Origin of the sequence: Thermovenabulum gondwanense (assembly GCF_001601575.1) — a bacterium.
GTDB lineage: Bacteria > Bacillota > Thermosediminibacteria > Thermosediminibacterales > Thermosediminibacteraceae > Thermovenabulum > Thermovenabulum gondwanense.
Genome location: NZ_LOHZ01000019.1, coordinates 21806 through 46333, shown reverse-complemented (window position 1 = coordinate 46333; position 24528 = coordinate 21806). Strand labels below are relative to the sequence as shown.

The following is a 24528-nucleotide window of genomic DNA, read 5'->3' as shown; positions in this document are numbered from 1 at the left end:
AGAGGAATTCTCCTAAAGCCGTTGAATATTAATATGTTATGAAATTAAGCTGGGAAAGGGATGTTACTATGAAGGTCGGGGTACCAAGGACACTTTTTTATTATGCTTATTCGCCGTTTATTTGTAGTTTTTTTGAAGAACTCGGCGTGGAAGTGGTGGTCTCCGAGCTGACTTCAAAAAAAATAATAGATGAAGGAGTAGAGGATGCGGTTTCCGATGCATGTGTTCCAATAAAACTTTTCCACGGTCATGTAAAGAATTTGTTAAATAAAGTCGATTTCGTTTTGGTCCCCAGACTCGTCAGTGTAAACGATGAGTCGACTTTTTGTCCAAAATTTTTAGGACTACCCGATATGCTGGAAAGCTCCCTACCCGACTTTGATAACATGCTGGAAGTCAGGGTAGATACGAAAGGTAAAAGAAGTGAACTTTTCAAAACCTGTTTAAAAACTGCCGGTACCCTGGGAATTGGTTTTTTTAAAACTTTAAGAGCTTTCAATAAGGCCTTAAAAAATTATGAAGAATACAAACGGAAATTTAGGGAGGGAACCATACCATATCTCGGTGTGGAATCTCGGGACAAAAATAGCGACGTAATCATCGGGGTGGTAGGTTATCCTTACATATTATACGATTCCTACCTCAGCCTTGATATCATAAAAAAATTAATCTCAATGGGATGCCATGTGGTAACTCCCGAAATGCTTGCGGAAGAGGAAAAAAGGCGGGAAGATTTGAAATTAAGAAAACTGCTTTTCTGGACTTTTAGCAACGGGGTATTGAGGGCTTCCTACAATTTTATAAGGGAAAATAAGGTAGATGGAATTATACATGTGACAGCTTTCGGGTGTGGTCCTGACTTTATAGTGGATAAGCTTTTAGAATTGGAATGCAAAGAAAAAAATGTTCCTTTTCTTACCGTTACCTTAGACGAACACACCGGACAGGAGGGCGTAAATACCCGATTGGAAGCTTTCGTCGATATGATAAGAATTAAAAAGGCAAGAAAAGAGGCGGCAGTGTCATGAGAAAGGTCTCCTTTCCTTTTGTGGGAACGGCAAATATACCCTTTGAAAATCTTATGAGAGCCTTCGGCAATGATGTTATACTGCCTTCAAGGCCAACAAAAGAAACATTAAGCCTCGGGACAAAGTACGCACCGGAATTTGCCTGCCTACCCTTTAAAATAGTTCTGGGCACATACATCGAGGTTCTGGAAAAGGGGGCAAATACCCTTGTCTCCACCGGGGGGGTGGGGCCCTGCAGGGCCGGGCTGTATACCGCATTGCAGGAAAAAATTTTAAAAAGCCTCGGATATGAATTTGAGATGATTACTCTGGAACCCCCCAGCCGTTATCTTAAAGATTTAATTCAAAATATAAAAAAATTAATAAATGTAAAATTGAGCTTTAAAGATTATATAAGAATAGCAAAATTTATCTGGAAAGAGCTTCAGTTACTCGATAAAGCCGAAAAACTAAGCCATAAGGTCAGGCCTTTAGAGGTGAAAAAAGGGGAGGCTTCTCTTGCCTATAAAAAAGCCGTGGATCTGGTGAGAGAGGCAAAGGATTTGAAAGAGCTTTTAGAAGTGGAAAGAGAGATTGAAAACCTTTTTGATAAAATTGATAAAAAAGATATTGACCCGATAAAAATCGGCATAGTGGGAGAAATATACGTACTTCTTGAACCTTCAGCAAATTTAGAGATAGAAGAAATGCTCGGCGATCTGGGAGTATATGCCGAAAGATCCATGTTTCTTGCAGGATACACCTTTTATAATGCCATTATGGATTTATTTAGAAGGCCCGGAGAAATGGATGTAAAAAAGGAGGCTATGCCTTATTTTAAAGAAATGTGTGGAGGGCATGGAAGGGAATCTGTAGGAAATGCGATTATTTTTGCAAAAAGGGGATTTGACGGAGTTATTCAACTTTCACCTTTCACATGTATTCCTGAAATAGTTGCAAAGAGCATCTTACCCAGGGTGTGCGAAAAATACAACATAGGTTTTTTACCCGTTACTTTGGATGAACAGACCGGCAAGGAAGGGTTAAGAACCAGAATAGAAGCTTTTGTGGATCTACTTTCGGCCAGGAAGAAGAAAAATTTCATAAAAGGAGATGCTAAAAATGGCGCATTATTTGGGTATTGATGTGGGCTCGGTTAGCACAAATATTGTTATAATTGATGACAATGGAGAGGTAAGGGAAGCCATATATCTCAGGACCCAGGGACAGCCTATAAAAGCTGTCCAGGAAGGGCTCAGAATGCTTGCCAATAAGGAAAAGGAGTACTGTATTAAGGGTGTGGGTACAACGGGCAGCGGAAGGCAATTGGCAGCGGTAATAGTAGGTGCGGATGTGGTTAAAAACGAAATTACAGCCCATGCGGTGGCTGCCCAGAAGGAAGTTCCTGATGTACAAACAGTAATAGAAATCGGTGGACAGGATTCAAAAATCATAATTTTAAGGGATGGGGTTGTAACGGATTTCGCTATGAACACAGTATGTGCGGCGGGCACAGGATCCTTTTTGGACCAGCAGGCTAACAGGCTCGGAATACCTATTGAAGAATTCGGTAGTTTGGCGCTAAAATCTCAAAATCCTGTAAGGATTGCAGGAAGATGTGCCGTTTTTGCCGAATCGGATATGATACACAAACAACAACTGGGACATAAATTGGAGGATATTATAAGAGGTTTATGCCAGGCATTGGTCAGAAATTACTTAAACAATGTGGGAAAGGGGAAGGAAATACTGCCCAGGGTGGTATTTCAGGGAGGGGTAGCTGCGAATCTGGGTATGAAAGCTGCTTTTGAAGAAGCCCTTCAAATGGAGGTTTACGTCCCAAAATACCATCACGTAATGGGCGCTATAGGTGCAGCCCTCCTCGCAAAGGATGCCGGAGTAAAAAACACTAATTTCCGAGGGTTCAGAGCCAGTGAATTATTCTTTACAGCGGACAGCTTTGAGTGCCGGGGTTGTTCCAATCGCTGTGAAGTGGTAAACATCAAGATGGATGGTAAGATAATCGCCCGCTGGGGGGACAGATGCAATAAATGGAAGACAATGGAAAATAGCTTCTAAAGGCAATAGAGCCTGCTGATGGTTAACTATCGATACCCATGCTTTACGGTACCTTGCTAATCATCAGCAGGCATTAATATTTTTCCTCCTTGGGCTTTGAGTTATAAAAGTAAATTTTAGCAATTCTGTAGAAAGTCGACAGGAAAATTAAATACTAAAAAAAGGAAATAATAAAAAAAGGTCAAATACTAATAATAATCCCTTTTACCTAAAATTTAGAGGTGATGCTACCGGTGTATGAATTATTGGCCCAATTAGCAAAGTACCTGATTATTGGGCTTTTATATTATCTATTATATAATTTTTTAAAGATAATGATTATGGATATAAGAGAATACGACCAGGAAGGACCGGGATATTTTTTACAAACCGAGGAGGGAAAGGAGATTCCTTTGTTAAAGGTTACAACCATCGGCAGGGCTGTGGATTCCGATATTGTGATTGATGATCCTTATTTATCCAGCAAACATGCCTTAATATACAAAAAAGGCAATTCGCTTTATATTCAGGATTTAAAAAGTACAAACGGAACTTTTTTGAACGGAGTAAAAATTAGAAAACCGGTGAAATTAAAAGAGAATGACGTGCTGGTCCTGGGCAGTAAAAAGTACATCTTAAAGAGGAGGGAGTTAAATGAGCCCTCAGATTGAAAATATTTATAATAAATCGGCTGCAGTATTTGCAATCACCGGTATAGTGAATTTTCTACTCCTCTCTTATTTCAATAAAGCCCTGGGACTTGGGATTTTTTACAGTGCGTTAATTTTTTTAGCGGTGTTTTTCCTTTGCTATATTGTAAATTATAAATTTATTGAAAGTTCGGATACTTATTTATTCATTATTCCAAGTCTTTTAGTGGAGCTGGGACTTACAATGCTCTGCAGAATAAACCCAGACCTGTTTAAAAGACAGTTATTGTTTTATATAGCCGGTAGTTTCCTTTTTATTTTTTCTACATTGCTTACTAAATATTTTATTAAAAAAATTAATAGCCCAATGTTATTTTTTATTCTAACTTTTATTTTTTTACTATTACCCGTATTGTTTGGTGTGGAAAGGGGCGGAGCCAGAAACTGGATTTTAATTAATGGGTATTTTTCTTTTCAACCTTCCGAAATAGCCAAATTATTTTATGTATTTTACCTTGCTTCAAACCTAAGGGAAGGAAGGATAGAAAAATTACATAGATTAATATTGGAAATATTTTCAATTATAGTATTATTGATTTTAACCAGGGATTTAGGAGGAGCGATGCTGTTTTACTTGACGGCATTATTTATGATATTTATAGCCACCTCCAGGTATGATTACTTTTTGCTGGGATTCATAGTAATCGTACTGCTGGGAGGAGCAAGCTTTTACCTTATGCCTTATGTCAGAGCAAGGGTTCTTGCATGGCTGGATCCCTGGCAGGATGTTCCTGGAAGGGGTTACCAGATAGCCCAGTCATTGTTCGCCATCGCTCAAGGAGGTTTTTTCGGTACGGGGCTGGGGTTGGGACATCCCGACTATATTCCGGCGGTAGCTACCGATTTTATATTTTCGGCCTTCACCGAGGAGTTCGGATTCTTGGGCGGGCAGGCCCTTATATTATTGTATTTTTTGCTTGTTTACAGAGGAGTAAGAATATCCCTTTTTTCCAAGGATCCGTATTTGTCCTTAATATCGGCGGGATTGACAGTGTTCTTCGGTTTACAGGTTTTTACCATTATAGGCGGGGTGATAAAGCTTATCCCGGTAACGGGGGTTACACTTCCCTTTATGAGTTATGGAGGCAGTTCAATGATCATTAGCTTTACGGCTTTCGGAGTATTAAATGGAGTTTGGATATCTACGAGACGGGAGGAGGTGATGGAATAATAAAAATGAATAATTTAAAAAAAAATATCAAAACTACCTTTTATATATTCTGCCTGTTATTTTTATCTTTAATGTCTTATTTAACCTATTTTCAGCTCTATGAAAGGCAAAAACTTATAGAAAGCTCCTACAACAGGAGGCTGTGGGAGCAGGAGACAAAAATTAAAAGGGGTACAATTTACGATAGAAACGGTGTTACCCTTGCAGAGACAATAGATTTAGGTACCGAGAAAAAGAGAATATATATAAGCGGTGAAGCTTTTGGCCCTTTGCTGGGTTATTCCTCGATGAAGATAGGGCGCTCGGGGCTTGAAAGCGCATTGAATGGAGAGCTTCTCGGGATTGCCCAGAAGGAACCCTTATCTTTGTTGAGACAAAAAATATACGGTTTATCTCAGGGGAATGATGTGTACCTTACCGTAGACGCAGAGCTTCAAAAAAAGGCTTATAGTCTATTGGAAGGGAAAAGGGGGGCGGTAGTAGCTTTAGAGCCTGAAACGGGAGCCGTACTTATAATGGTAAGTTCACCCGGTTTTGACTCAAATAAAGTAGAGGAACAATGGGAAAAACTGAAAGGCGATAGGGGCCTTCCTTTGTTAAACAGGGCTTTAACCGGACTTTATCCTCCGGGCTCTGCTTTCAAGGTGGTTACCCTGAGCGGGGTGCTTGAGAATTTTACCGGTATAGAAAAGGAAAAATTCGAGACAAAGGGTTACATAAAAGTGGGTGGCAGGGTTATAAAGGATGATAATTCAATCAAACCGGGAGAATACAGCCTTAAGGAGGCTTTTGCAGTATCCAGCAACGCTATTTTTGCAGGGCTGGGATTGAGGCTGGGGAGGGATAAGCTTTTAAAGATAGCCGGGGATTTTGGGTTCAATTCAAAAATACCTTTTGAAATGTATGTAAAAAAGAGTCAATTTCCAGGGCATTCCCTGATGGATAGCGATGTACAGTTAGCCGAGGACTCCATAGGTCAGGGGAAGGTTCTGACCACTCCGCTGTTAATGGCATCGATAGCTCAGATAATTGCAAATCACGGGGTTTACCACAGCCCCTATATAATTGATAAAGTAAAAACCCCCTTGGGACAGGTGAAGGTAAATAATTTAAGGACTGTAAGGAAAACGGTGATTTCACCCCAGACGGCGGATATTGTGAGAGATTATATGGTGGAAGTAGTGGAAAAGGGTACGGGTAAAGCGGCAAGAATGAAGGATATTAAAGTGGCGGGTAAAACGGGAACGGCGGAGAATCCCCATGGAGAGCCTCATTCCTGGTTTATCGGATTTGCTCCGGCCCAGGATCCGGCTATAGCCATAGCCGTTATAGTGGAAAATGGTGGCTCAGGGGGCAAAGTCGCTGCTCCTATAGCACGAGAAATTATAGAGTATTATTTTAAGATTAGAAATAGAAAATAGTTTCTCAGGAGGTATTATGTATGAAGAAAAGCCTGCTGGCTGACGGCGCACTCCTTTTCGTAACAATGGGGTGGGGGCTCAATTTCGTAGTAATGAAAAATGTATTTTTGAAATTGACGCCGTTCATGTATTTAGCGGTAAGGTTTCTTATTGCCTTTCTAATACTTTCGGGGATTTTCAATGAAAACCTTTGCAATTTTTCAAAGGAAGATATCAAAGGTGGGCTTTTGGCAGGATTATTCCTATTCTTAGGTTTTGCTTCCCAGGCAGTGGGGCTTTTATACACCACGCCTGCAAAATCCGGGTTTATTACGGGAAGCAGTGTGGTGATGGTACCCTTTTTTGCCTATTTTGTAACCAAAAAATTTCCCGGCTGGTCTCAGGTAACCGGAGCGTTACTGGCATTTCTCGGGCTTGCGGTAATTTCCGTTGAAGGTAACCTTAAAATAAACCCGGGGGATTTAATAACCGTTTTTTGTGCCATTTTTTTTGCGTTGCAGATAGTTGTAATAGAGTATTATGCAAAAATAGCCGGTTCCGTCAACCTTGCTATCCTTGAAACCGGCATTGCGGGGATACTATCCCTTATAACCGGTGCTATGTATGAGCCCATGCCCGCCAAACTCGATCTAATGAGCTGGGCAGCAATTTTATACGCATCGATTTTCTGCACTGCCGGTGCCTTCGTAATTCAAAATATCGCACAAAAGTACACCACTTCTACCCATGCAGCGGTGATTATGTGTATGGAATCGGTTTTTGCAGGGGTTTTTTCTTATATTTTCTGGCACGAGCCCATTACATTAAAAACCCTTTCGGGATTTTTTCTGATTCTGGCCGGTGTTTTAATTACCGAACTTTTACCCACAGGTAAAATGAAGAAGGCTGACCTGCCGGGCTAATCTCCGTCGATATGCCTCAGGGAAAAGGATGAGATAAGCCCGCATACCAGGAAAATTTCGGCAAAAAGGAACATAATTATATATGAAAAATTTTCGATTATTACCCCTCCCAGCAGAGGGAGAAAAGTAGTGGGAGCGGTAAGGGTATTAATCAATCCAATATAAAGAGGTCTTTTCTCCTCGGGGGCTATTTTAAGTAAGTAATTGAAAATGCCTACCCATATTCCGCTGTTAGTGGCGCCGATGAGCATAAAGGTCATAATGTAAAGCGGTATATATGGTAAATGTTTTAAAAATAGCAAATTTGATAATAGTGCCAGAACGGGCGGAAGTGTAATGAGGTAACCGGTAATTTTTATAACCTTTTTACTTCCGAATATATCGTTGACCCTGCCGAAAATTAACCCGGCGATAATGAAGCCCACCATCTGGAAAGAAACAAATATCCCCACCATATCTTCGGGAAGTCCAAGATTTGTCCTCGCATAGGTAATATAAAAGGGAAGCGGTAAAAAGAAAAACCTGAAAAGGGTGTTAACCAGGATAAGCCTGGAAAAGTCCTTATCGCTTTTAAAAACCAACGGAATGCCTTTCAGATATTCTGCTAAGCTCGGCGCATTGTTTGTTTTACTTTTTTCATCCTCTATTAAGCGGGAAAAGGAAAAAAATGAAAGGAGTGCAAAAAGCAGCGCTAAGGAGAATATTATTATGTAATTATATGGAAAAATTATGGTCTTAACGTTTAAAATACCTTTTATAATAAAACCCGTTAAAAATGAAAGGCTGCCGCTTAAAAACTGAGTTTTAGAATAGTAGCGCCCCCTCATAGGTACCGGTATGGATTTAGCAAAAAGGTCAATCCACGGGACCCCTGTTATCCCATCGGCAAAGGACATAAGGGTAAAAAATAAGAAAAATAAAATAAGAGCTAAGTTGGGGGTTTTTACCGCCAGAAATGCCGATAATATTATTGATAAGAGAGCAAACCTGTACAAAATTGCACCAATTAAGACGAGCGGTTTTTTATAAGGGAGGCCCTCGGCCCTCCTGGCTACCAGCAGCTGGGGCAAAAACCATCCGCAGTTTCGTATGGTGGTAGTAAGTCCTATAAGAACCGGAGAAGAGGTCAGCATGCTGACAAAAGAAGGTATGATGGTGCCCGGATCTATAAAGGATGTAGAGATATTAAAAAAAATTGAATCGTAGCTTAAAGCATTGAAGTTATTTTTTACTTTTTTTTCCTTGAGGTTGTATTGTTCCTGCAGATTTTGCAATTTTTATCCCCCCCCGATATTTCAGTATAACATAAATTAAAAAGGGCGGATACCCTAATTATTTTTTAAATTTCGTATTTTAATTATTTTATTGAAGGATAAAGTTTTTTTTTGTAGAATAATTTAAACTAAGGATTATTACGGGAGTGAGCATGGTGTTATTTGAAGTAAAAAGTGTTAAGGAAGCGGTTAATATCATAGAAGAAAATATAAATATTACCGATAAAGGTTTTGAAGAAGTGGATTTATTTGAAGCAGCAGGAAGGGTGGTTTATTCGGAAGTACAGGCCACGGAAGATGTTCCTGCCTTTAATAGATCCACGGTAGACGGTTATGCGGTAATTGCTAAGGATACCTTCGGTGCCGGCGAAGTTGTACCCGCTATACTTGAAGTGATCGGTGAAGTAAGGATGGGTGAAAAAACGGAACTAAAAATAAGTCCGGGGCAGGCTGTAAGAATTTCTACCGGAGGAATGCTTCCCGAAAATTCCGATGCGGTCGTTATGCTTGAATATACACATCCCCTTGATGACAAAACACTGCTTATCGAAAAACCGGTAGCTCCCTTTGAAAACGTAATAAAAAAAGGCGAGGATATTGCGACGGGGGAGGTCCTTTTTAGGAAAGGTCACACCCTGAGAACCCAGGATGTGGGAGCATTAGCGGCACTGGGTATCACGAGGGTCAAAGTGTTCAAAAAGCCCAAAATTGGCATTATTTCTTCCGGGGATGAGGTAAAAGAGCCCGATGAAAAAGTAGATATGGGAGAGATAAGGGATGTCAACACCTATACCCTGTTTTCCGCTTTAAAAGCCCTCGGTGCAGTGGGAATACCTCTCGGAATTGTGAGGGATGATTTTGATCAAATAAAAAACACCTTGAAGCTTGCTCTGGAAAACTGCGATGCGGTAATTATTTCGGGTGGAAGTTCCGTGGGCACCAGGGACCTCACCTTAAAAGCTATAAACAGTTTGGGAGAACCGGGATTAATTTTCCACGGTTTGTCGGTAAAACCCGGGAAACCCACGATTTTTGCTGCTGTTAAAGGAATTCCTATCCTTGGACTTCCCGGACATCCTGTATCTGCTCTGGTGATTTTCGAACTCATCGGAAGGCCTCTGGTAAATTTACTCATGGGCAGGGACAAAGATTATGGCGTATATGAAATTTTGGCAAAATGCGATAAAGATTTATCATCGGCTGCAGGAAGGGAGGACTATATCAGGGTAAGGCTGGAAAAAAGGGAAGATGAACTATGGGCTGTCCCGGTTCTGGGGAAGTCGGGAATGATTTGCACGATGTCAAAATCGGATGGCCTTTTAAAGATTCCCCCGGAAAGGGTAGGGATATCGAAAGGAGAAATGGTAGAAGTAATTTTATTAAAATAAGTAAAATATTATTTACCCTATTTTTAAAGAGGTGTTTACTGTGAAGAAAAAGGATATATATTTGGATGCCCTTCCATTGGAAGAAGCTAAGGACGTTTTTTTTGGAGAACTGGAGAGAGCGGGTATTTTTTCAAAAAAATCTGTGGAAGAAATTAATGTATCGGAATCCCTGGGGAGAATTACCGCCGAGCCAATTTTTTCTAAGATATCGTCTCCCCATTACAATGCCGCTGCTGTAGATGGAATTGCCGTTTTATCGGAAAGGACTTACGGGGCATCGGAAACAACGCCGATTATTTTATCAAAAGGCGAATTTGAAGTGGTGGATACGGGGGACCCGCTCCCGCCCAATATGGACAGCGTAATTATGATGGAGGATGTGAATTTTATTTCCGATGAGAAAGTTGAAATAATCTTTCCCGCATTACCCTGGCAAAATGTAAGGCTAATAGGGGAAGACGTGGTGGCAACAGAACTTATAGTTCCGGAAAACCACCGACTTCGGCCACAAGATATAGGGGCTATACTTGCAGGGGGGCACGTAAACATAAAGGTTTACAAAAAACCGGTTTTTGTCATAATCCCTACAGGTACGGAACTTGTCAATCCGGGGGAGGAGCTAAAGCCGGGCGATATAATAGAATACAATTCAAAGGTATTTAAAGCTCTTTTGGCCGAGTGGGGAGCGGAGGCCCTGATATTCGAAAAGCATAAAGATGATTATTACCGAATAAAAGAAGCGGTGGAAAAAGCTTTAAAGATCGCCGACGGAGTAATAATAAATGCCGGTTCGTCCGCGGGGAGGGAAGATTTTACTGCAAATATAATAAAGGATCTGGGCAAGCTCCTGGTTCATGGGGTTTCCATAAAACCGGGCAAACCCGTTATCCTCGGGCTGGTGGAGAATAAGCCCGTTCTCGGCATTCCCGGTTATCCCGTTTCTGCTTTTTTAACCATGGAGCTTTTTGCAAAGCCTCTGGTTTTAAGGATGCAAGGACAGTCCTTTACGGAAAGAGAAAAAATACGGGCAATATGTACAAGAAGAATTGTTTCCAGCATAGGAAGTGAAGAGTTTGTCAGGGTAAAAATAGGAAAGATCGGCGACGAGTTCGTTGTATCTCCTTTGCACAGAGGGGCCGGGACTATTACCTCATTGGTCAGGGCGGATGGAATTTTGAGGATTCCCGCAAATAAAGAAGGAATAGAGGCGGGGGATTGCGTAGAAGTTGAGCTTTTAAAGGACAAAAAGGAAATAGAAAATACCGTTGTGATAATAGGAAGCCACGATGTGGCGATTGATATACTTGCCAATGAGGTCAAGAGGCGGTATCCGGAGATTAATTTATCTTCTGCAAATGTAGGAAGTATGGGTGGAATAATGGCGCTGAAAAGAAAGGAAGCCCACGCAGCAGGAATGCATTTGCTCGATGTGGATACGGGAGAATATAACATTCCTTATATAAGGCGTTATCTTAGAGATGAAAAAATAGTCCTTGTAAACCTTGCCTTTAGAGAACAGGGATTAATTGTTATGAAGGGCAATCCCAAAAATATAAAAGGGATAGAGGACTTAAAGAGAAAAGATATTACCTTTGTTAACCGGCAAAAAGGGGCAGGGACCAGGCTTCTTTTGGACCTGAAATTAAAACAGCTGAATATTTCACCGGAGAAAATAAGAGGTTACGATAGAGAAGAATTTACCCATTTGGCGGTGGCTGCCCAGGTAGCGGGAGGAACCGCGGATTGCGGGCTTGGTATTCTGTCGGCGGCCAAGGCATTGGACTTGGATTTTATACCCGTTTCGCCGGAAAGATACGATCTGGCTATTTTATACGAATATTTCGAGATGGAGGCGGTTCAAAAAGTACTGGAGGTATTAAGAAGCGTAGAATTTAAGGAAAAATTAAAAGTCCTTGGGGGGTATGATACTTCTCTTACAGGTGAGATTATTGGGGGTGATTAAATGATAGATAAGTGCGGTAGAAAAATAAATTACCTGAGAATATCGGTTACGGACCGGTGCAATTTCCGGTGCCGTTACTGTATGCCGGTAGAAGGGGTAAAAGCTTTAAGACACGAAGAAATACTGAGCTTCGAAGAAATTCTTCGATTTGTAGAGGCTGTGGCCCCCCTTGGGATTGAAAAGGTCAGGGTTACCGGAGGCGAGCCGCTTGTCCGAAAAGGAATGGTGGAATTTATTTCTGCACTTTCCTCGATCGAGGGTATATCGGATATTTCGATGACCACCAACGGTTCGCTTTTTAAAGAAGTGTCGCATGACCTCAAAAAAGCAGGTTTAAAGAGGGTAAATTTTAGCCTTGATACGCTGAATCCCGAAAAATTTTCCTATATCACTCGATGGGGTAAATTAAAGGACGTGTGGGAGGGCATAGAAGAGGCGCTGCGCCTGGGTTTTAATCCCGTAAAGATAAATACGGTGGTTGCTCGGGGTTTTAACGATGATGAGGTTGAAGATTTCGCAAAACTCACAGTAGAATATCCTGTTGTGATACGTTTTATTGAGCTGATGCCGCTGGGAGATGGAGGATGGACAAAAGGAAGATTTATCTCAGCCCAGGATATAAAGGCAAGGATAAAAAGCGAGCTATTAAAGGTAAATAATATCGAGGGCAATGGACCCGCCGAGTACTTCCAATTGAAAAATGCAAAAGGGGTAATCGGTTTTATTACCCCTATAAGCCGGCATTTCTGCGAAAGCTGCAACAGGGTAAGGCTTACCGCCGATGGAAAGTTAAAACCCTGTCTTGCTTCTTCAGCGGAGCTCGATGTAAAGGGTTTGATGAGAAGCGGTGCCGGTATTGCAGAAATTAAAGAGGTTTATAAAGAAGCCCTATCTATAAAGCCTTACGGCCATAATATGAGTTATGATAAAAATGATGAGGGGCGGAATTTAAAAAGAAAAATGTGGCAAATAGGAGGTTAGCAGGGTGGAGTTCACACATTTTAACGAACAGGGCCGGGCTAAAATGGTGGATATTGGCGAAAAAGATGTAAGTTTCCGGGAAGCTCTTGCCTGCGGATATGTTTACATGAAACGGGAAACCTTAAATATGATCGTAGAGGGCAGGATAAAAAAAGGCGATGTGCTTGCGGTAGCTCAGGTAGCCGGAATAATGGGTGCCAAGGAGACATCAAGGTTGATACCCATGTGCCATAATATTCCGCTTACCGGTGTAGACATAAATTTTCAAATAATGGAAAAAGAAAGCGCCATAAGGGTAGAAGCACGGGTAAAATGCATCGGAAGAACCGGCGCGGAAATGGAAGCTCTGACTGCGGTGTCCATAGCATGTTTAACGATTTACGATATGTGCAAAGATGTGGACAAAGGTATGGTAATTAAAAACATCCAGCTTTTGGAGAAAACCGGTGGGAAATCCGGAAATTTTAAAAGGGAGGAAGAAAAACCATGGGAATAGTAGTGGCTGTTTCTTTAAGTGAGAAAAAGGGTGAAAAAAAGAGAAATGTGGAATTTGTGAATGTTTTAGAAGACTACGGTATTGAAGGAGATGCCCATGCAGGGGGCTGGCACCGCCAGATAAGCCTGCTGGCATTAGAAAGTATAAAAAAAATGCGAGAGAAGGGGTTAGATGTAAATCCGGGGGATTTTGCCGAGAATGTAACCACTGAAGGTATTGATTTTTCTGAAATTAAAATAGGCACTAAGTTAAAGGTGGGAGAGGTCCTCCTGGAAATCACCCAGAAGGGCAAGGTCTGCCATGAAAGATGTGCCATTTACTATCAAGCCGGTGATTGTATAATGCCGAAAGAAGGTGTTTTCGCAAAGGTCTTAAAAGGTGGCAAGATATATCCGGGAGATTCCATAGAGGTGATTGAAAATGATTAGAGTTGGTGTGATTACAGCCAGTGACAGGGGATACAGGGGAGAAAGGGAGGATATAAGCGGCAAGGTTATCGAAGAAATGGTAAGGGAAATTAATGGCTTTGTGGAAGAATACAAGGTTTTACCCGATGATTTAGAAGTTATCAAAAAAGAGCTTATTAATATGTCCGATAAGGGTATCGATTTAATTTTGACGACCGGGGGGACGGGTCTATCTCCCAGGGATAATACGCCCGAGGCTACTCTTTCGGTAGTGGAAAAACTCGTACCCGGAATTCCTGAGGCAATGAGGATGGCAAGCTTAGTAAAAACCCCCCATGCCATGCTTTCCAGGGCAGTTGCCGGCATCAGGGGGAAAACCCTTATTGTTAACCTCCCCGGAAGCCCGAAGGGGGTTAGGGAAAACCTATCGGTAATTTTACCCGCTCTTCCTCATGCTGTAGAGGTATTAAGGGGAGAAGTAAAGGATTGCGGAAAATAGTCTAATAGCCTGTATTTTTTTGCTAAAAATGGATATTATAAATTTAAGATTATTAAAAAATGAGATTTAATAAACTAAAAGTATAAAGAGAAATTTAAAAATAACGGAAGAAAGAAAATAAAAAAATTACAAATTGAACTTTTTCAGCCCTAAATTCTTAAAAAAAATTTGAGAGGGGGGATTGATTTTTATACATAAATTGGTTATTATTTGAATTGTAATTAGCACTCATTAAAGTTGAGTGCTAATAAAGCTATTAAAAGCCAAGACGAAGGAGGGTTTAGAATGGCTTTAAGACCTCTCGGAGATAGAATTGTTGTTAAGGTGCTCGACAAAGAGGAAAAGACAAAGGGTGGGATCGTTATTCCCGATACCGCAAAAGAAAAGCCCCAGAAAGGAGAAGTTATTGCAGTAGGTACCGGGGAAATTGTAGATGGGCAGAGGGTACCCCTGGAAGTGAAAGTGGGAGACAAGATAATTTTCTCAAAATATGCGGGTACCGAAGTAAAAATTGATGAACAGGAGTACTTAATATTAAGACAAAGCGATGTCCTGGCGGTAATAGAATAATTTTAACAGGGGGGAAGAAAAATGGCAAAACAGATTTTATTTGATGAAGAAGCTCGCAGGGCTCTTTTAAGGGGAATTGATAAACTGGCCAATACCGTTAAAGTCACCCTTGGACCAAAAGGTCGCAATGTGGTTTTGGACAAGAAGTTCGGCACACCTACTATTACCAATGATGGTGTTACAATTGCAAGGGAAATTGAATTAGAAGATCCCTTTGAAAATATGGGAGCCCAGCTTATTAAAGAAGTAGCTACAAAGACCCAGGATGTAGCGGGTGATGGTACCACTACCGCTACACTGCTTGCTCAGGCTATAATCCATGAGGGCATGAAAAACGTCGTTGCCGGAGCAAATCCCATGCTCATAAAGAAAGGAATTGAAAAAGCGGTTAAAGCTGTTGTAGAAGAACTCAAAACCTTCAGCAAACCCGTAGAAACAAAAGAAGCTATTGCTCAGGTAGCTTCCATTTCGGCAGCTGACGAAGAAATCGGAAGCCTCATTGCCGAAGCTATGGAAAAGGTAGGAAAAGATGGTGTAATTACGGTAGAAGAATCCAAAACCATGGGCACCACCCTGGAAGTTGTAGAAGGAATGGAATTTGACAGGGGCTACATATCCCCATACATGGTAACTGACACGGAGAAGATGGAAGCAGTTCTCGATGAACCATTCATATTGATTACCGATAAAAAACTTTCAAATGTTCAGGATCTTATCCCCATTTTGGAAAAAGTTGTACAAAACGGCGGAAAACTCTTGATAATTGCCGAAGATGTAGAAGGCGAAGCCTTGGCAACCTTGATAGTCAATAAACTCCGCGGAACTCTGCTTTCAGTAGCTGTGAAAGCTCCCGGCTTTGGTGACAGGAGAAAGGCAATGCTGCAGGATATCGCCATATTAACCGGCGGCCAGGTAATCTCTGAAGAACTCGGATTTGATATCAAAAATGCCACAATTGATATGCTCGGAAGGGCAAGACAGGTAAAAGTTGGCAAGGAGAACACCATAATTGTCGATGGATACGGCGATAAGGAAGAAATCAAAAAGAGAATTAATTCCATTAAAGCCCAGATCGAGGAAACTACTTCCGATTTCGATAGAGAAAAACTGCAGGAAAGACTTGCAAAACTTGCCGGCGGCGTAGCCGTTATAAAGGTTGGCGCAGCTACCGAAACCGAACTGAAAGAAAAGAAACACAGGATTGAAGATGCTCTTTCTGCTACAAAGGCTGCTGTGGAAGAAGGTATTGTACCCGGCGGCGGCACCGCTTTCATCAATGCTCTACCCGTGCTTGACAAGGTAGAAGCCGAAGGCGACGAAAAGATAGGTGTGGATATCATCAGGAGAGCATTGGAAGCACCTGTAAGGCAAATTGCTTACAACGCCGGTAAAGATGGCTCTGTAATTGTTGAAAAACTGAAGACTATGGAAAAAGGTATAGGCTTTGATGCCTTCCGTGAAGAGTTCTGCAACATGATCGAAAGGGGTATTGTGGATCCGACAAAGGTAACCCGCTCTACCCTCCAGAACGCCGCAAGTGTTGCCGCTATGGTCCTTACCACCGAAGCTGTTGTTGCAGAAATCCCTGAAAAGGAAAAGAACCCTCCGATGCCCAATCCTGATATGTATTAATGAAAAAGGGCCCGCTTTTAGCGGGCTCTTAAAATTTTGCAAGCGGCATAAATATTAATTTATTATCTTACCATCTATAGAAACCGTGACTTCCGAATAAGGTATTATTTTATCCGAGAGAGCCATTGCTTTCCTTACTGCATAGCTCATTCCGTTACAGCAGGGCACCTCCATTTTTATCACCGTGATACTTTTTATATCGTTATTTAATAATATATCCTTAAATTTCTCTATATAGCTTTCTAAGTCGTCCAATTTTGGGCATCCTATCAGAACCACCCGGTTTTTTAAGAAATCATTGTGAAAATTGGGATAGGCAAAGGCGGTGCAGTCCGAAGCTATAAGAAGGTCGGCATTTGCAAGAAATTTTGCTTTTGGATGAATAAGGTGTATTTGTACCGGCCAGGAATTAAGGTTGATGTTTTTATTAATTATTTCATTATTTATTGATTCATTAGTTAATGGCTTTCTTTGAGCTTGGGATTCCGCTTCTATTATTTCTATTGCATTTTCAGGGCATACAAGACAGCTTCCCATGCCATCACAAAGGTCTTCGCTTACGAGTCTTGCCTTACCGCCGATAACTTTTATTGCTCCCTCATGGCAGGCTTTTTCACAGAGCCCGCATCCGTTGCACTTTTCTTCGTTTATCCTTATTATCCTGCGCTTCATATCCTTCCTCCTGAAATTTAATATTTTTATATTCTTAAATCCAAGTATATCAGTAGGAATTAAAAAAATAAGTAACATGCGTTACCAAAATAAAAAAACTTTTACCGGGGCGGTAAAAGTTTGAGGATTAATATTCTTCAATTTGCTCTTTTATAATTTCATCTATGGAATTTAGTACCTGCTGATTTTCCTCTAAATTGAGAAGGATTTTTATTATTTTTTTTACATCCTCATTGACTACGGAATAAATAACCTCAACACCGGCTCTTTTCCCTTTTATAATTCCTTTTGTTTTTAATGCAGCAAGGTGCTGGGAAACCGTAGATTGAGGTAAATCCAAACAATCTTGAAGCTCGGTTACATTGCAGTCTTTACACAGTAATTTGCAGACAATGCATAGCCTTGCCGGGTGTCCTAAGGCTTTGAAAATCTCAGCGGTTTTTTCAATCTTTTTTTTGAATTCCTGTTTATCCATGTCATCCTCCAAAAAATTATTTTATATTATTATATTATTATAATATTATTATATATCAATAGGGAAAATTACTGTAAAGTATTAGTGAAAATAATAATATTAACAAGAACCCAAATTTTTATAATATTTTATATAAACCTGAAATTAACAAAATAAAATATAAACTTTGTAGAAAATTATCGAACAACAAATTATATTAATATTATACATCCTGTTTAGTCACAAGACAAGACAGTTTTATTTTTTAAATAAAAAAAATTTAATAATGTATAGACAACTATATATTATAATGATAAAATAATTATGGTGATGCAAGATGATAGATAAAAAAAGTCCGATTCCCGTCTACTTTCAATTAATGAATTACATTAAGGAAGAAATTAGAACAAAGAAATTAAAGCCCGGAGACCTTTTACCTTCGGAAAGGGAGTACTGTGAGAAATTTAACATAAGCCGGATGACTGTCAGACAGGCCCTGAAAGAACTGGAAAGGGAAGGGATAATAAAAAGGGAAAGGGGCAGGGGCAGTTTTATAGCTTCCTACCCTATTGAACAAGAAGGGATAATGAGCTTTACCGAAATAGCTCAGAAGGAAGGCCTGGTGGCTACTACCAGGGTGCTGGAATTTACTAAGGAAAAGGCTAAAAATTGTGCTAAATTTTTAAATATTGATGAACAGGAAGACGTGATTAAAGCCACAAGACTAAGAATAGCCGACGGGATTCCCGTTGCTCTCGAGACGGTTTATATGTGGGAGAAAAGGGTACCAGGTATAAGTATGGACAAATTGACGGGGTCTCTGCACAGGGTTTTAAGAGAAGATTACGGTATAAATATTACGAAATCGAAACTTACCTTTTTTGCTGTTTTCCCAACTCTTGAATTAATGAAGACCCTGGATATGAAAGAAACGATTCCCTTGTTGAAAATTGAGAGTGTATATTCAAGAGAAGAGCCGGTATATTATGAAGTATCCTTTTATAGATCCGACCTTTTCAAAGTAACGGTGAATTTGACTAAAAATCTGAAAGGGGAGTGATGGGCGTGAAAGTAATAGTTGTGAAGGACTATGCGGAATTAAGCAAAAAAGCGGCATTGTTTGTTGTGGAAGAAATAACGAAAAAACCTGACCTGGTGCTGGGTCTGGCTACCGGGAACACTCCTCTTGGAATGTACCAGGAACTGGTAAGGCTTTTCCAAAAGGGAAAAGTAGATTTTTCAAAAGTTGTCACATTCAATTTGGATGAATACGTAGGGCTCTCACCTGAGGATAAAAACAGTTACCATTACTATATGTTTGAGAATTTTTTCAAACATATAAACATTCCACCGGAAAACATACATATTCCCAACGGAATCGCTGATGATATAGAGGAGGAATGCAGAAGTTACGATGAAGAAATTTTAAAATACGAAAGGATTGACCTTCAAATTCTGGGCATAGGAATTAACGGGCATATAGGTTTTAACGAGCCCGGGGATGAATTGATTACTTCCACTCATGTTACGGAACTTTCTGAAGAGACAAGAAAGGCCAATTCTAAGTTTTTTGAAAACCCGGATGAAGTCCCGAGATTTGCCATTACTATGGGGCTCGGCACTATAATGAAAGCAAGGAAAATTCTTTTGCTGGCGAGCGGCAGGGAAAAGGCAAAAATTATTGCCGAATTCTTGGGGGAAGAATCTGTTTCCACAAAGGTTCCGGCGTCTTTCCTTCTTATTCATCCCGATGTTACCTGTATAATTGACGAAGAAGCAGCACAATTGATTAAAGGGCAGGGGTAATACCTCCTTGCCCTTTTTAAATTAAAATGGTATAAAAATTTTATAAAGGAAAAAACACAGCAGGGAGAATAAAGCTATGGAAAAGAAGGAAATAAGGAGAAAAATGATAGAAATGAGGGATACCCAACCAAAGGAGATCATTAAAGAAAAAAGCCGGGTAATCCTGGAAAAACTCTTTGAATTAAACTACTATAAAAAAGCAAAAAACATTATGTTTTACGTTGATACGAGAAATGAGGTTAGGACCCTGGATGCAATAAAAAAAAGTATATATTTGGGCAAGAAGGTTTTTGTACCGAAGGTTATTAATAAATGCGATATGCTGGCGGTAAGGATAAAAAGCCTGAATGAATTAAAAAAAGGGCATTTTGGGATATTAGAGCCCGTTTCCGGAGAAATGATAAACCCAAAAGAACTGGAGGTTGTGGTTATACCCGGAGTGGCTTTTGACAAAAGTGGTTGCAGGCTCGGATACGGGGGAGGGTATTACGATAGGTTCCTGCAAAACCTCAAGGCCGATGCGGTTAAAATTGCCCTTGCTTTTGAATTTCAAATTTTAGATGAACTTCCCAAGGAAGAGTATGATATACTTATGGATATTATAATAACCGAAAAACGGATTTATTTCATAAATAAAAAAGACCAATATTATTTAGAGGAGGTTTATTGATGGATTTGAGAGAAAGCGTTATCATTCTTGATTTTGGCGGGCAATACAGTCAGCTTATTGCAAGAAGGGTAAGGGAGTCACAGATTTACTGCGAGATATTGTCTTATAAAACTCCTGTAGAAGATATAATGCGAAAAAACCCCAGAGCCATAATTTTTTCCGGCGGACCGGCCAGCGTATATTCGGAAAATGCCCCTGCCTGTGATAAGAGGATATTCGAGCTGGGAATACCAATTTTAGGAATATGTTACGGGATGCAGCTGATGTGCCATCTACTGGGCGGTAAGGTAAAAAGAGCGGGAGTAAGGGAATATGGAAGGGCAAGGCTTTATGTGGAGGAAGAAGATGGTATTTTTTACGGTTTGGAAGATAATTTCGATGTATGGATGAGCCATGGCGATTCCATTGAAGTACTTCCTCCCGGTTTTAAGACCCTTGCGAGGACTGAAAATACTCCTCATGCGGCTGTAAGTAACGGTAAAAACCTTTTTGGTGTTCAATTTCATCCTGAAGTTGTGCATACCACCAGGGGCAGGGAGATATTGAATAACTTCTTGTTTGGTGTGGCAGGATGTAAGGGTACGTGGACCATGAAGGCTTTCATAGACGAACAGGTGGAAAAAATAAAGGAAAGGGTGAAGGATAAAAAAGCCCTTTGCGCTTTGAGCGGAGGGGTTGACTCGTCGGTAGCGGCTGTTTTAACCCATAAGGCTGTAGGCGATAATCTGGTATGTATTTTCGTCGACCACGGCCTTTTGAGGAAAAATGAAGCAGAAAATGTGGTAAAGATTTTTAAAGAGAAATTTAACATAAATCTCATTGCTGTGGATGCAAAAGAAAGGTTTTTGAAAAGGCTAAAAGGAGTTACCGAACCGGAACAAAAGAGGAAAATAATTGGAGAGGAGTTTATAAAAGTATTTGAAGATGAAGCGAAGAAGCTCGGCAGCATAGATTTTCTCGTGCAGGGGACCCTTTATCCCGACGTGATAGAAAGCGGCACCGAAACCGCGGCCGTAATAAAAAGCCATCACAATGTGGGAGGGCTTCCAAAGGATTTAAAATTTGAACTTATAGAACCTTTAAGAGATCTTTTTAAGGATGAAGTGAGGAAGGTGGGATTAAAACTCGGGCTCCCGGAAGAGATAATATTTCGGCACCCTTTTCCGGGCCCAGGCCTTGCTATAAGGGTTATCGGGGAAGTAACCGAAGAAAAGTTGAATATCCTGAGGGAAGCCGATGCAATTGTTATGGAAGAGATGAAAAAAGCCGGTCTTTACAAAGATTTATGGCAGGCTTTTGCGGTTTTGACGGATATAAAAAGTGTGGGAGTAATGGGAGATGAGAGGACATATTCTTATACTGTCGCCGTTCGGGCCGTAAATAGTGAAGATGGGATGACCGCCGACTGGGCGAGATTACCCTATGATGTTCTCGACCGAATTTCTGCAAGAATAGTAAATGAGGTGTGGGGTGTTAACCGGGTGGTTTACGATATTACCTCAAAACCGCCGGCGACCATAGAGTGGGAATAGGAATTAACATAAAGTTAATACTTATTTTAAAGAGACTTTACAATGCACCTTTATTCTTTTAATTGAAGGGTAAATTATAAAAATTAGAAGGGATAATAAAGATGGAGGTGCATTGTAAAATGCCAAAGAAAAAAATTGCGACCATTATTGCTCTGTGTTTGGTTGGCGCACTGATTTTATCCGCCTGCTCCGGTCGGGAGAAACAGGGTGAGAAGCAAAATGTTTCCGGAACGATAATTGCAGCAGGGTCTACCGCAATGCAGCCATTAGTGGAAGAAGCGGCAAACCAGTTTATGGCAAAAAATCCGGGGATTCAGGTTCAGGTGCAGGGTGGAGGAAGCGGAACGGGTCTTAAACTTGTATCTGATGGGACGGTTCAAATTGGGAACTCGGATGTGCCGGCGGAGGATAAGTTAGATAAGGAAAAAGCCAAGGAACTTATACCGCATAAGGTATGCGTCGTAGGATTTGCGGTGATAGTAAACCCGGCGGTTAAGGTGGATAATTTGACAAAAGACCAGCTCATCGGTATTTTTACTGGGAAAATTACAAACTGGAAAGAAGTGGGAGGAGATGACCTGAAAATAGTAGTGATAAATAGACCTGCCGGTTCTGGAACCAGGGCAACGTTTACAAAGTACGCCCTGGATGGAAGGGAAGAAACCCAGGGGATGGCTTTGACTCAGGATTCCTCCGGTACGGTAAAGAAAGCCGTTGCGGATACTCCCGGTGCCATAAGTTATATTGCCCTATCGTATGTGGACAGCAGTGTAAAAGTCGTGAAACTCGATGGAGTGGAACCTTCCAAGGAAAATATTGTAGAGGGCAAATACCCCGTATGGTCCTATGAATATATGTACACTAAGGGGGAGGCTGCGGGAGTGGTAAAAACCTTTATCGATTATATGCTTGGCGATGAGGTAAAACCGATTATAGAGAAATTGGGGTATATACCTATAGGAGATATGAAGGTCACAAGATGAGTAAAAGCCGGGGATAAAAACCCGGCTTTTTAACATTTTCTTAACAGCAATTTAACATAATATAAATAGGCGAATGATATCCTTTATTTGAAAGTTAAGATTTAAAAGGGGAATTTTTAATATGAAGCCGAAGATGATGGACAAACTGGGTAGTTTTTTTGCTTTTTTTTGCGCTTTGCTATCGGTACTTATCACTATTTTTATCCTTGTGTTTATTTTTTTTAAGGGTATTCGGACTTTTACGGTAGATAAAATATCAATTTTTCATTTTCTTTTCAGCGCAAACTGGAATATGGAAAATCAAAACGGACAGGCAGGAGCCCTTGCTTTTTTACTCGGTTCGATTTCGGTTTCTTTGCTTGCTTTGCTTTTAAGCCTGCCTTTAAGCCTTGGACTTTCCGTATTTACCGCAGAAATTTCAAGGAAGATAGGGGAAAATTTCCTTCAGCCGGTAGTGGAAATGTTTGCCGGAATTCCGTCGGTGGTTTACGGATGGATGGGGCTGAGCATTCTCGTGCCTATTATTAGAAAAAGTTTCGGAGGCACGGGCTTTTCTCTGCTTGCCGGGGGCATAGTACTTGGCATAATGATTTTCCCCACCATCACGAGCATTTCGGTGGATACCCTTAAAGCACTTCCCCGGGACCTCCGGGAAGCTTCGTTAGCCCTGGGAGCTACCCGATGGCAGACCATCAAGCACGTTTTACTTCCTGCCGCCCTGCCGGGGATATTGACCGGGGTTGTCCTGGGATTGGCCAGGGCTTTCGGAGAAGCTCTGGCGGTGCAAATGGTAATAGGCAACAGCGTGAGGATACCCGATTCCTTAATTAATCCGGTACACACGTTAACAAGTATTTTGACAATGGAGATGGGTAACACCACCTGGGGAACCCTTTGGAATGATGCCCTATGGTCCATTGCATTACTTTTATTGATGATTTCACTTTTCTTTATCGGTTTAATCAGATTTTTTGCAAAAAGGAGGGTTTTCCGGTGAGCCCCAGGTTAGAAGATAAATTGGCAACCTTTTTATTGTACATCCTGGCAGCACTTGCGGTTATGTTTTTATTGGCGATAATTTTCATTCTCTTGAATGCGGGTATTAGGGTAATAAATATCAATTTTTTGATATCCCCTCCCAAGGCCTTTCAAAGCGGCGGAGGAGTAGGCCCTCAAATAGCAAATTCTTTTATGATTCTCTTTTTGACTCTGATATTTACTGTCCCCATAGGAATGGGAGCGGGCATATACCTTTCAGAATATGCTAAAGAAAATGCGATTACGGCTGTATTGAGGTTAAGTATTGAAACCCTGTCCAGCCTTCCTTCGGTTATAATAGGTCTTTTCGGACTGCTGGTGTTTGTAACCACCTTTGGGTGGGGGTTTTCAATGATTTCAGGGGCTATGACCCTGACGGTTTTAAATTTGCCGTTGATGACACGAATTACCGAAGAAGCATTGCGGGATGTTAAGAGGGATTTAAGGGAAGCAAGCCTTGCCCTGGGAGCGACAAGGTGGCAAACAATTACCCGGGTGGTAATGGTATCGGCAATACCCAGGTTAATCACGGGCATAATTCTTGCTTCGGGGAGAATTTTCGGAGAAGCCGCTGCTCTTATTTTTACAGCAGGGATGACATCTCCTAAATTAACCCCCGATAATTTTTTCAATATTTTAAGACCCGCGGAGACTTTGGCGGTTCATATCTGGAAGGTTAACGCCGAAGGACTTGCCCCTGATGCCAGGCGTATTGCGGATGGATCATCGGCTCTGTTAATTATTATAATTATTGCGTTTAATTTTTTAGCCAGGTCTTTAACCAAAAAGCTGTATAAAAGGCTTACCGGTGCATAAGTTAATCCTCTTTCAGGACCCGATAAAGGGTCTTTCTTCATTTAAAATGACATATAATTTAGATAAGGGCATATTATT

At 40.9% G+C, this 24528-nt stretch carries 25 protein-coding genes; 22 read left to right on the top strand and 3 right to left on the bottom strand.

Translation table 11 applies throughout. The features are described from left to right. Positions 1–68: 68 nt before the first annotated feature. The 7 genes from ATZ99_RS01625 to ATZ99_RS01595 all read left to right on the top strand — a co-directional run bounded on the left by ATZ99_RS01625 (position 69) and on the right by ATZ99_RS01595 (position 7269). Positions 69–1028, top strand: a complete 960-nt coding sequence (locus tag ATZ99_RS01625) for an acyl-CoA dehydratase activase-related protein (protein WP_068747576.1) — start codon at positions 69–71, stop codon at positions 1026–1028. Further along, positions 1025–2152 (top strand): 2-hydroxyacyl-CoA dehydratase, encoded by a 1128-nt coding sequence (locus tag ATZ99_RS01620; protein ID WP_068747500.1) that lies wholly within the window; start codon positions 1025–1027, stop codon positions 2150–2152. Before ATZ99_RS01625 ends, ATZ99_RS01620 begins: the two co-directional genes overlap by 4 nt. Continuing rightward, on the top strand, positions 2130–3086 hold the full coding sequence (locus tag ATZ99_RS01615; RefSeq protein ID WP_068747499.1) for an acyl-CoA dehydratase activase: 957 nt from the start codon (positions 2130–2132) through the stop codon (positions 3084–3086). The genes ATZ99_RS01620 and ATZ99_RS01615 overlap by 23 nt, the downstream gene beginning before the upstream one ends. Before the next feature lie 224 nt (positions 3087–3310). Then, positions 3311–3736, top strand: coding sequence for an FHA domain-containing protein (locus tag ATZ99_RS01610; protein ID WP_245641275.1), 426 nt, complete (start codon positions 3311–3313; stop codon positions 3734–3736). Further along, positions 3720–4946, top strand: coding sequence for an FtsW/RodA/SpoVE family cell cycle protein (locus tag ATZ99_RS01605; protein ID WP_068747497.1), 1227 nt, complete (start codon positions 3720–3722; stop codon positions 4944–4946). Before ATZ99_RS01610 ends, ATZ99_RS01605 begins: the two co-directional genes overlap by 17 nt. Then, positions 4910–6367 (top strand): peptidoglycan D,D-transpeptidase FtsI family protein, encoded by a 1458-nt coding sequence (locus ATZ99_RS01600; RefSeq protein WP_245641274.1) that lies wholly within the window; start codon positions 4910–4912, stop codon positions 6365–6367. The genes ATZ99_RS01605 and ATZ99_RS01600 overlap by 37 nt, the downstream gene beginning before the upstream one ends. A 20-nt stretch (positions 6368–6387) precedes the next feature. Further along, positions 6388–7269, top strand: coding sequence for a DMT family transporter (locus ATZ99_RS01595; RefSeq protein WP_068747495.1), 882 nt, complete (start codon positions 6388–6390; stop codon positions 7267–7269). On the opposite strand, the gene ATZ99_RS01590 is transcribed toward ATZ99_RS01595, so the two are convergent. After that, positions 7266–8543 (bottom strand): MFS transporter, encoded by a 1278-nt coding sequence (locus tag ATZ99_RS01590; RefSeq protein WP_068747494.1) that lies wholly within the window; start codon positions 8541–8543, stop codon positions 7266–7268. The two genes, ATZ99_RS01595 and ATZ99_RS01590, sit on opposite strands and share 4 nt — an antisense overlap. Before the next feature lie 152 nt (positions 8544–8695). On the opposite strand from ATZ99_RS01590, the gene ATZ99_RS01585 reads away from it, so the two are divergent. From ATZ99_RS01585 to groL, 8 genes are all read left to right on the top strand, one after another. Next, a complete protein-coding gene (locus ATZ99_RS01585; protein ID WP_068747493.1) occupies positions 8696–9931 on the top strand; it encodes a molybdopterin molybdotransferase MoeA in 1236 nt (411 codons plus the stop codon). A 40-nt stretch (positions 9932–9971) separates the two neighbouring features. Further along, positions 9972–11894 carry a molybdopterin biosynthesis protein gene (locus tag ATZ99_RS01580; RefSeq protein WP_068747492.1) on the top strand — a complete coding sequence of 641 codons (1923 nt, stop codon included), beginning with the start codon at positions 9972–9974 and terminating at the stop codon, positions 11892–11894. Next, the gene (gene moaA, locus ATZ99_RS01575) at positions 11895–12875 is read left to right on the top strand and encodes a GTP 3',8-cyclase MoaA (RefSeq protein ID WP_068747491.1); all 981 of its coding nucleotides are present in this window, start codon (positions 11895–11897) and stop codon (positions 12873–12875) included. A gap of 4 nt (positions 12876–12879) precedes the next feature. After that, on the top strand, positions 12880–13371 hold the full coding sequence (gene moaC, locus ATZ99_RS01570; RefSeq protein WP_068747490.1) for a cyclic pyranopterin monophosphate synthase MoaC: 492 nt from the start codon (positions 12880–12882) through the stop codon (positions 13369–13371). Further along, positions 13362–13799, top strand: coding sequence for an MOSC domain-containing protein (locus tag ATZ99_RS01565; RefSeq protein WP_068747489.1), 438 nt, complete (start codon positions 13362–13364; stop codon positions 13797–13799). Before moaC ends, ATZ99_RS01565 begins: the two co-directional genes overlap by 10 nt. Further along, positions 13792–14277 (top strand): MogA/MoaB family molybdenum cofactor biosynthesis protein, encoded by a 486-nt coding sequence (locus tag ATZ99_RS01560; protein WP_068747488.1) that lies wholly within the window; start codon positions 13792–13794, stop codon positions 14275–14277. The genes ATZ99_RS01565 and ATZ99_RS01560 overlap by 8 nt, the downstream gene beginning before the upstream one ends. Positions 14278–14562: 285 nt before the next feature. Beyond that, complete coding sequence (gene groES, locus ATZ99_RS01555) at positions 14563–14847, top strand: co-chaperone GroES (protein WP_068747487.1); 285 nt, start codon at positions 14563–14565, stop codon at positions 14845–14847. A gap of 21 nt (positions 14848–14868) precedes the next feature. Then, positions 14869–16479 carry a chaperonin GroEL gene (groL, locus tag ATZ99_RS01550; RefSeq protein ID WP_068747486.1) on the top strand — a complete coding sequence of 537 codons (1611 nt, stop codon included), beginning with the start codon at positions 14869–14871 and terminating at the stop codon, positions 16477–16479. Positions 16480–16533: 54 nt separating this feature from the next. Here groL and ATZ99_RS01545 read toward each other — a convergent pair whose 3' ends face one another. Further along, complete coding sequence (locus ATZ99_RS01545; protein WP_068747485.1) at positions 16534–17151, bottom strand: ATP-binding protein; 618 nt, start codon at positions 17149–17151, stop codon at positions 16534–16536. A 127-nt stretch (positions 17152–17278) separates the two neighbouring features. Next, positions 17279–17626 carry an ArsR/SmtB family transcription factor gene (locus ATZ99_RS01540; protein WP_068747484.1) on the bottom strand — a complete coding sequence of 116 codons (348 nt, stop codon included), beginning with the start codon at positions 17624–17626 and terminating at the stop codon, positions 17279–17281. Between the two features lie 316 nt (positions 17627–17942). On the opposite strand from ATZ99_RS01540, the gene ATZ99_RS01535 reads away from it, so the two are divergent. The 7 genes from ATZ99_RS01535 (at position 17943) to pstA (ending at position 24450) form a co-directional block, all read left to right on the top strand. Further along, positions 17943–18665 carry a GntR family transcriptional regulator gene (locus tag ATZ99_RS01535; RefSeq protein ID WP_068747483.1) on the top strand — a complete coding sequence of 241 codons (723 nt, stop codon included), beginning with the start codon at positions 17943–17945 and terminating at the stop codon, positions 18663–18665. A gap of 5 nt (positions 18666–18670) precedes the next feature. Beyond that, complete coding sequence (gene nagB, locus ATZ99_RS01530) at positions 18671–19411, top strand: glucosamine-6-phosphate deaminase (protein WP_068747575.1); 741 nt, start codon at positions 18671–18673, stop codon at positions 19409–19411. Between the two features lie 76 nt (positions 19412–19487). After that, positions 19488–20081 (top strand): 5-formyltetrahydrofolate cyclo-ligase, encoded by a 594-nt coding sequence (locus tag ATZ99_RS01525; RefSeq protein WP_068747482.1) that lies wholly within the window; start codon positions 19488–19490, stop codon positions 20079–20081. Next, a complete protein-coding gene (gene guaA, locus ATZ99_RS01520; RefSeq protein WP_068747481.1) occupies positions 20081–21613 on the top strand; it encodes a glutamine-hydrolyzing GMP synthase in 1533 nt (510 codons plus the stop codon). Before ATZ99_RS01525 ends, guaA begins: the two co-directional genes overlap by 1 nt. 119 nt (positions 21614–21732) lie before the next feature. Beyond that, on the top strand, positions 21733–22596 hold the full coding sequence (locus tag ATZ99_RS01515; RefSeq protein ID WP_068747480.1) for a phosphate ABC transporter substrate-binding protein: 864 nt from the start codon (positions 21733–21735) through the stop codon (positions 22594–22596). Positions 22597–22717: 121 nt separating this feature from the next. Further along, entirely contained in the window at positions 22718–23593 is an 876-nt protein-coding gene (pstC, locus tag ATZ99_RS01510) for a phosphate ABC transporter permease subunit PstC (RefSeq protein WP_068747479.1), read from the top strand. Then, positions 23590–24450, top strand: a complete 861-nt coding sequence (gene pstA, locus ATZ99_RS01505) for a phosphate ABC transporter permease PstA (protein ID WP_068747478.1) — start codon at positions 23590–23592, stop codon at positions 24448–24450. The genes pstC and pstA overlap by 4 nt, the downstream gene beginning before the upstream one ends. Positions 24451–24528 lie beyond the last annotated feature (78 nt).

Coding starts and splice junctions, on each gene's coding strand:
- ATZ99_RS01605 (WP_068747497.1), top strand. CDS start 3,720: ATGAGCCCTCAGATTGAAAATATTTATAATAAATCGGCTGCAGTATTT.
- ATZ99_RS01610 (WP_245641275.1), top strand. CDS start 3,311: ATGCTACCGGTGTATGAATTATTGGCCCAATTAGCAAAGTACCTGATT.
- ATZ99_RS01560 (WP_068747488.1), top strand. CDS start 13,792: ATGATTAGAGTTGGTGTGATTACAGCCAGTGACAGGGGATACAGGGGA.
- ATZ99_RS01535 (WP_068747483.1), top strand. CDS start 17,943: ATGATAGATAAAAAAAGTCCGATTCCCGTCTACTTTCAATTAATGAAT.
- ATZ99_RS01515 (WP_068747480.1), top strand. CDS start 21,733: ATGCCAAAGAAAAAAATTGCGACCATTATTGCTCTGTGTTTGGTTGGC.
- ATZ99_RS01585 (WP_068747493.1), top strand. CDS start 8,696: ATGGTGTTATTTGAAGTAAAAAGTGTTAAGGAAGCGGTTAATATCATA.
- guaA (WP_068747481.1), top strand. CDS start 20,081: ATGGATTTGAGAGAAAGCGTTATCATTCTTGATTTTGGCGGGCAATAC.
- ATZ99_RS01620 (WP_068747500.1), top strand. CDS start 1,025: ATGAGAAAGGTCTCCTTTCCTTTTGTGGGAACGGCAAATATACCCTTT.
- ATZ99_RS01545 (WP_068747485.1), bottom strand. CDS start 17,151: ATGAAGCGCAGGATAATAAGGATAAACGAAGAAAAGTGCAACGGATGC.
- ATZ99_RS01625 (WP_068747576.1), top strand. CDS start 69: ATGAAGGTCGGGGTACCAAGGACACTTTTTTATTATGCTTATTCGCCG.
- ATZ99_RS01525 (WP_068747482.1), top strand. CDS start 19,488: ATGGAAAAGAAGGAAATAAGGAGAAAAATGATAGAAATGAGGGATACC.
- groL (WP_068747486.1), top strand. CDS start 14,869: ATGGCAAAACAGATTTTATTTGATGAAGAAGCTCGCAGGGCTCTTTTA.
- ATZ99_RS01540 (WP_068747484.1), bottom strand. CDS start 17,626: ATGGATAAACAGGAATTCAAAAAAAAGATTGAAAAAACCGCTGAGATT.
- ATZ99_RS01565 (WP_068747489.1), top strand. CDS start 13,362: ATGGGAATAGTAGTGGCTGTTTCTTTAAGTGAGAAAAAGGGTGAAAAA.
- ATZ99_RS01595 (WP_068747495.1), top strand. CDS start 6,388: ATGAAGAAAAGCCTGCTGGCTGACGGCGCACTCCTTTTCGTAACAATG.
- moaA (WP_068747491.1), top strand. CDS start 11,895: ATGATAGATAAGTGCGGTAGAAAAATAAATTACCTGAGAATATCGGTT.
- pstC (WP_068747479.1), top strand. CDS start 22,718: ATGAAGCCGAAGATGATGGACAAACTGGGTAGTTTTTTTGCTTTTTTT.
- groES (WP_068747487.1), top strand. CDS start 14,563: ATGGCTTTAAGACCTCTCGGAGATAGAATTGTTGTTAAGGTGCTCGAC.
- ATZ99_RS01615 (WP_068747499.1), top strand. CDS start 2,130: ATGGCGCATTATTTGGGTATTGATGTGGGCTCGGTTAGCACAAATATT.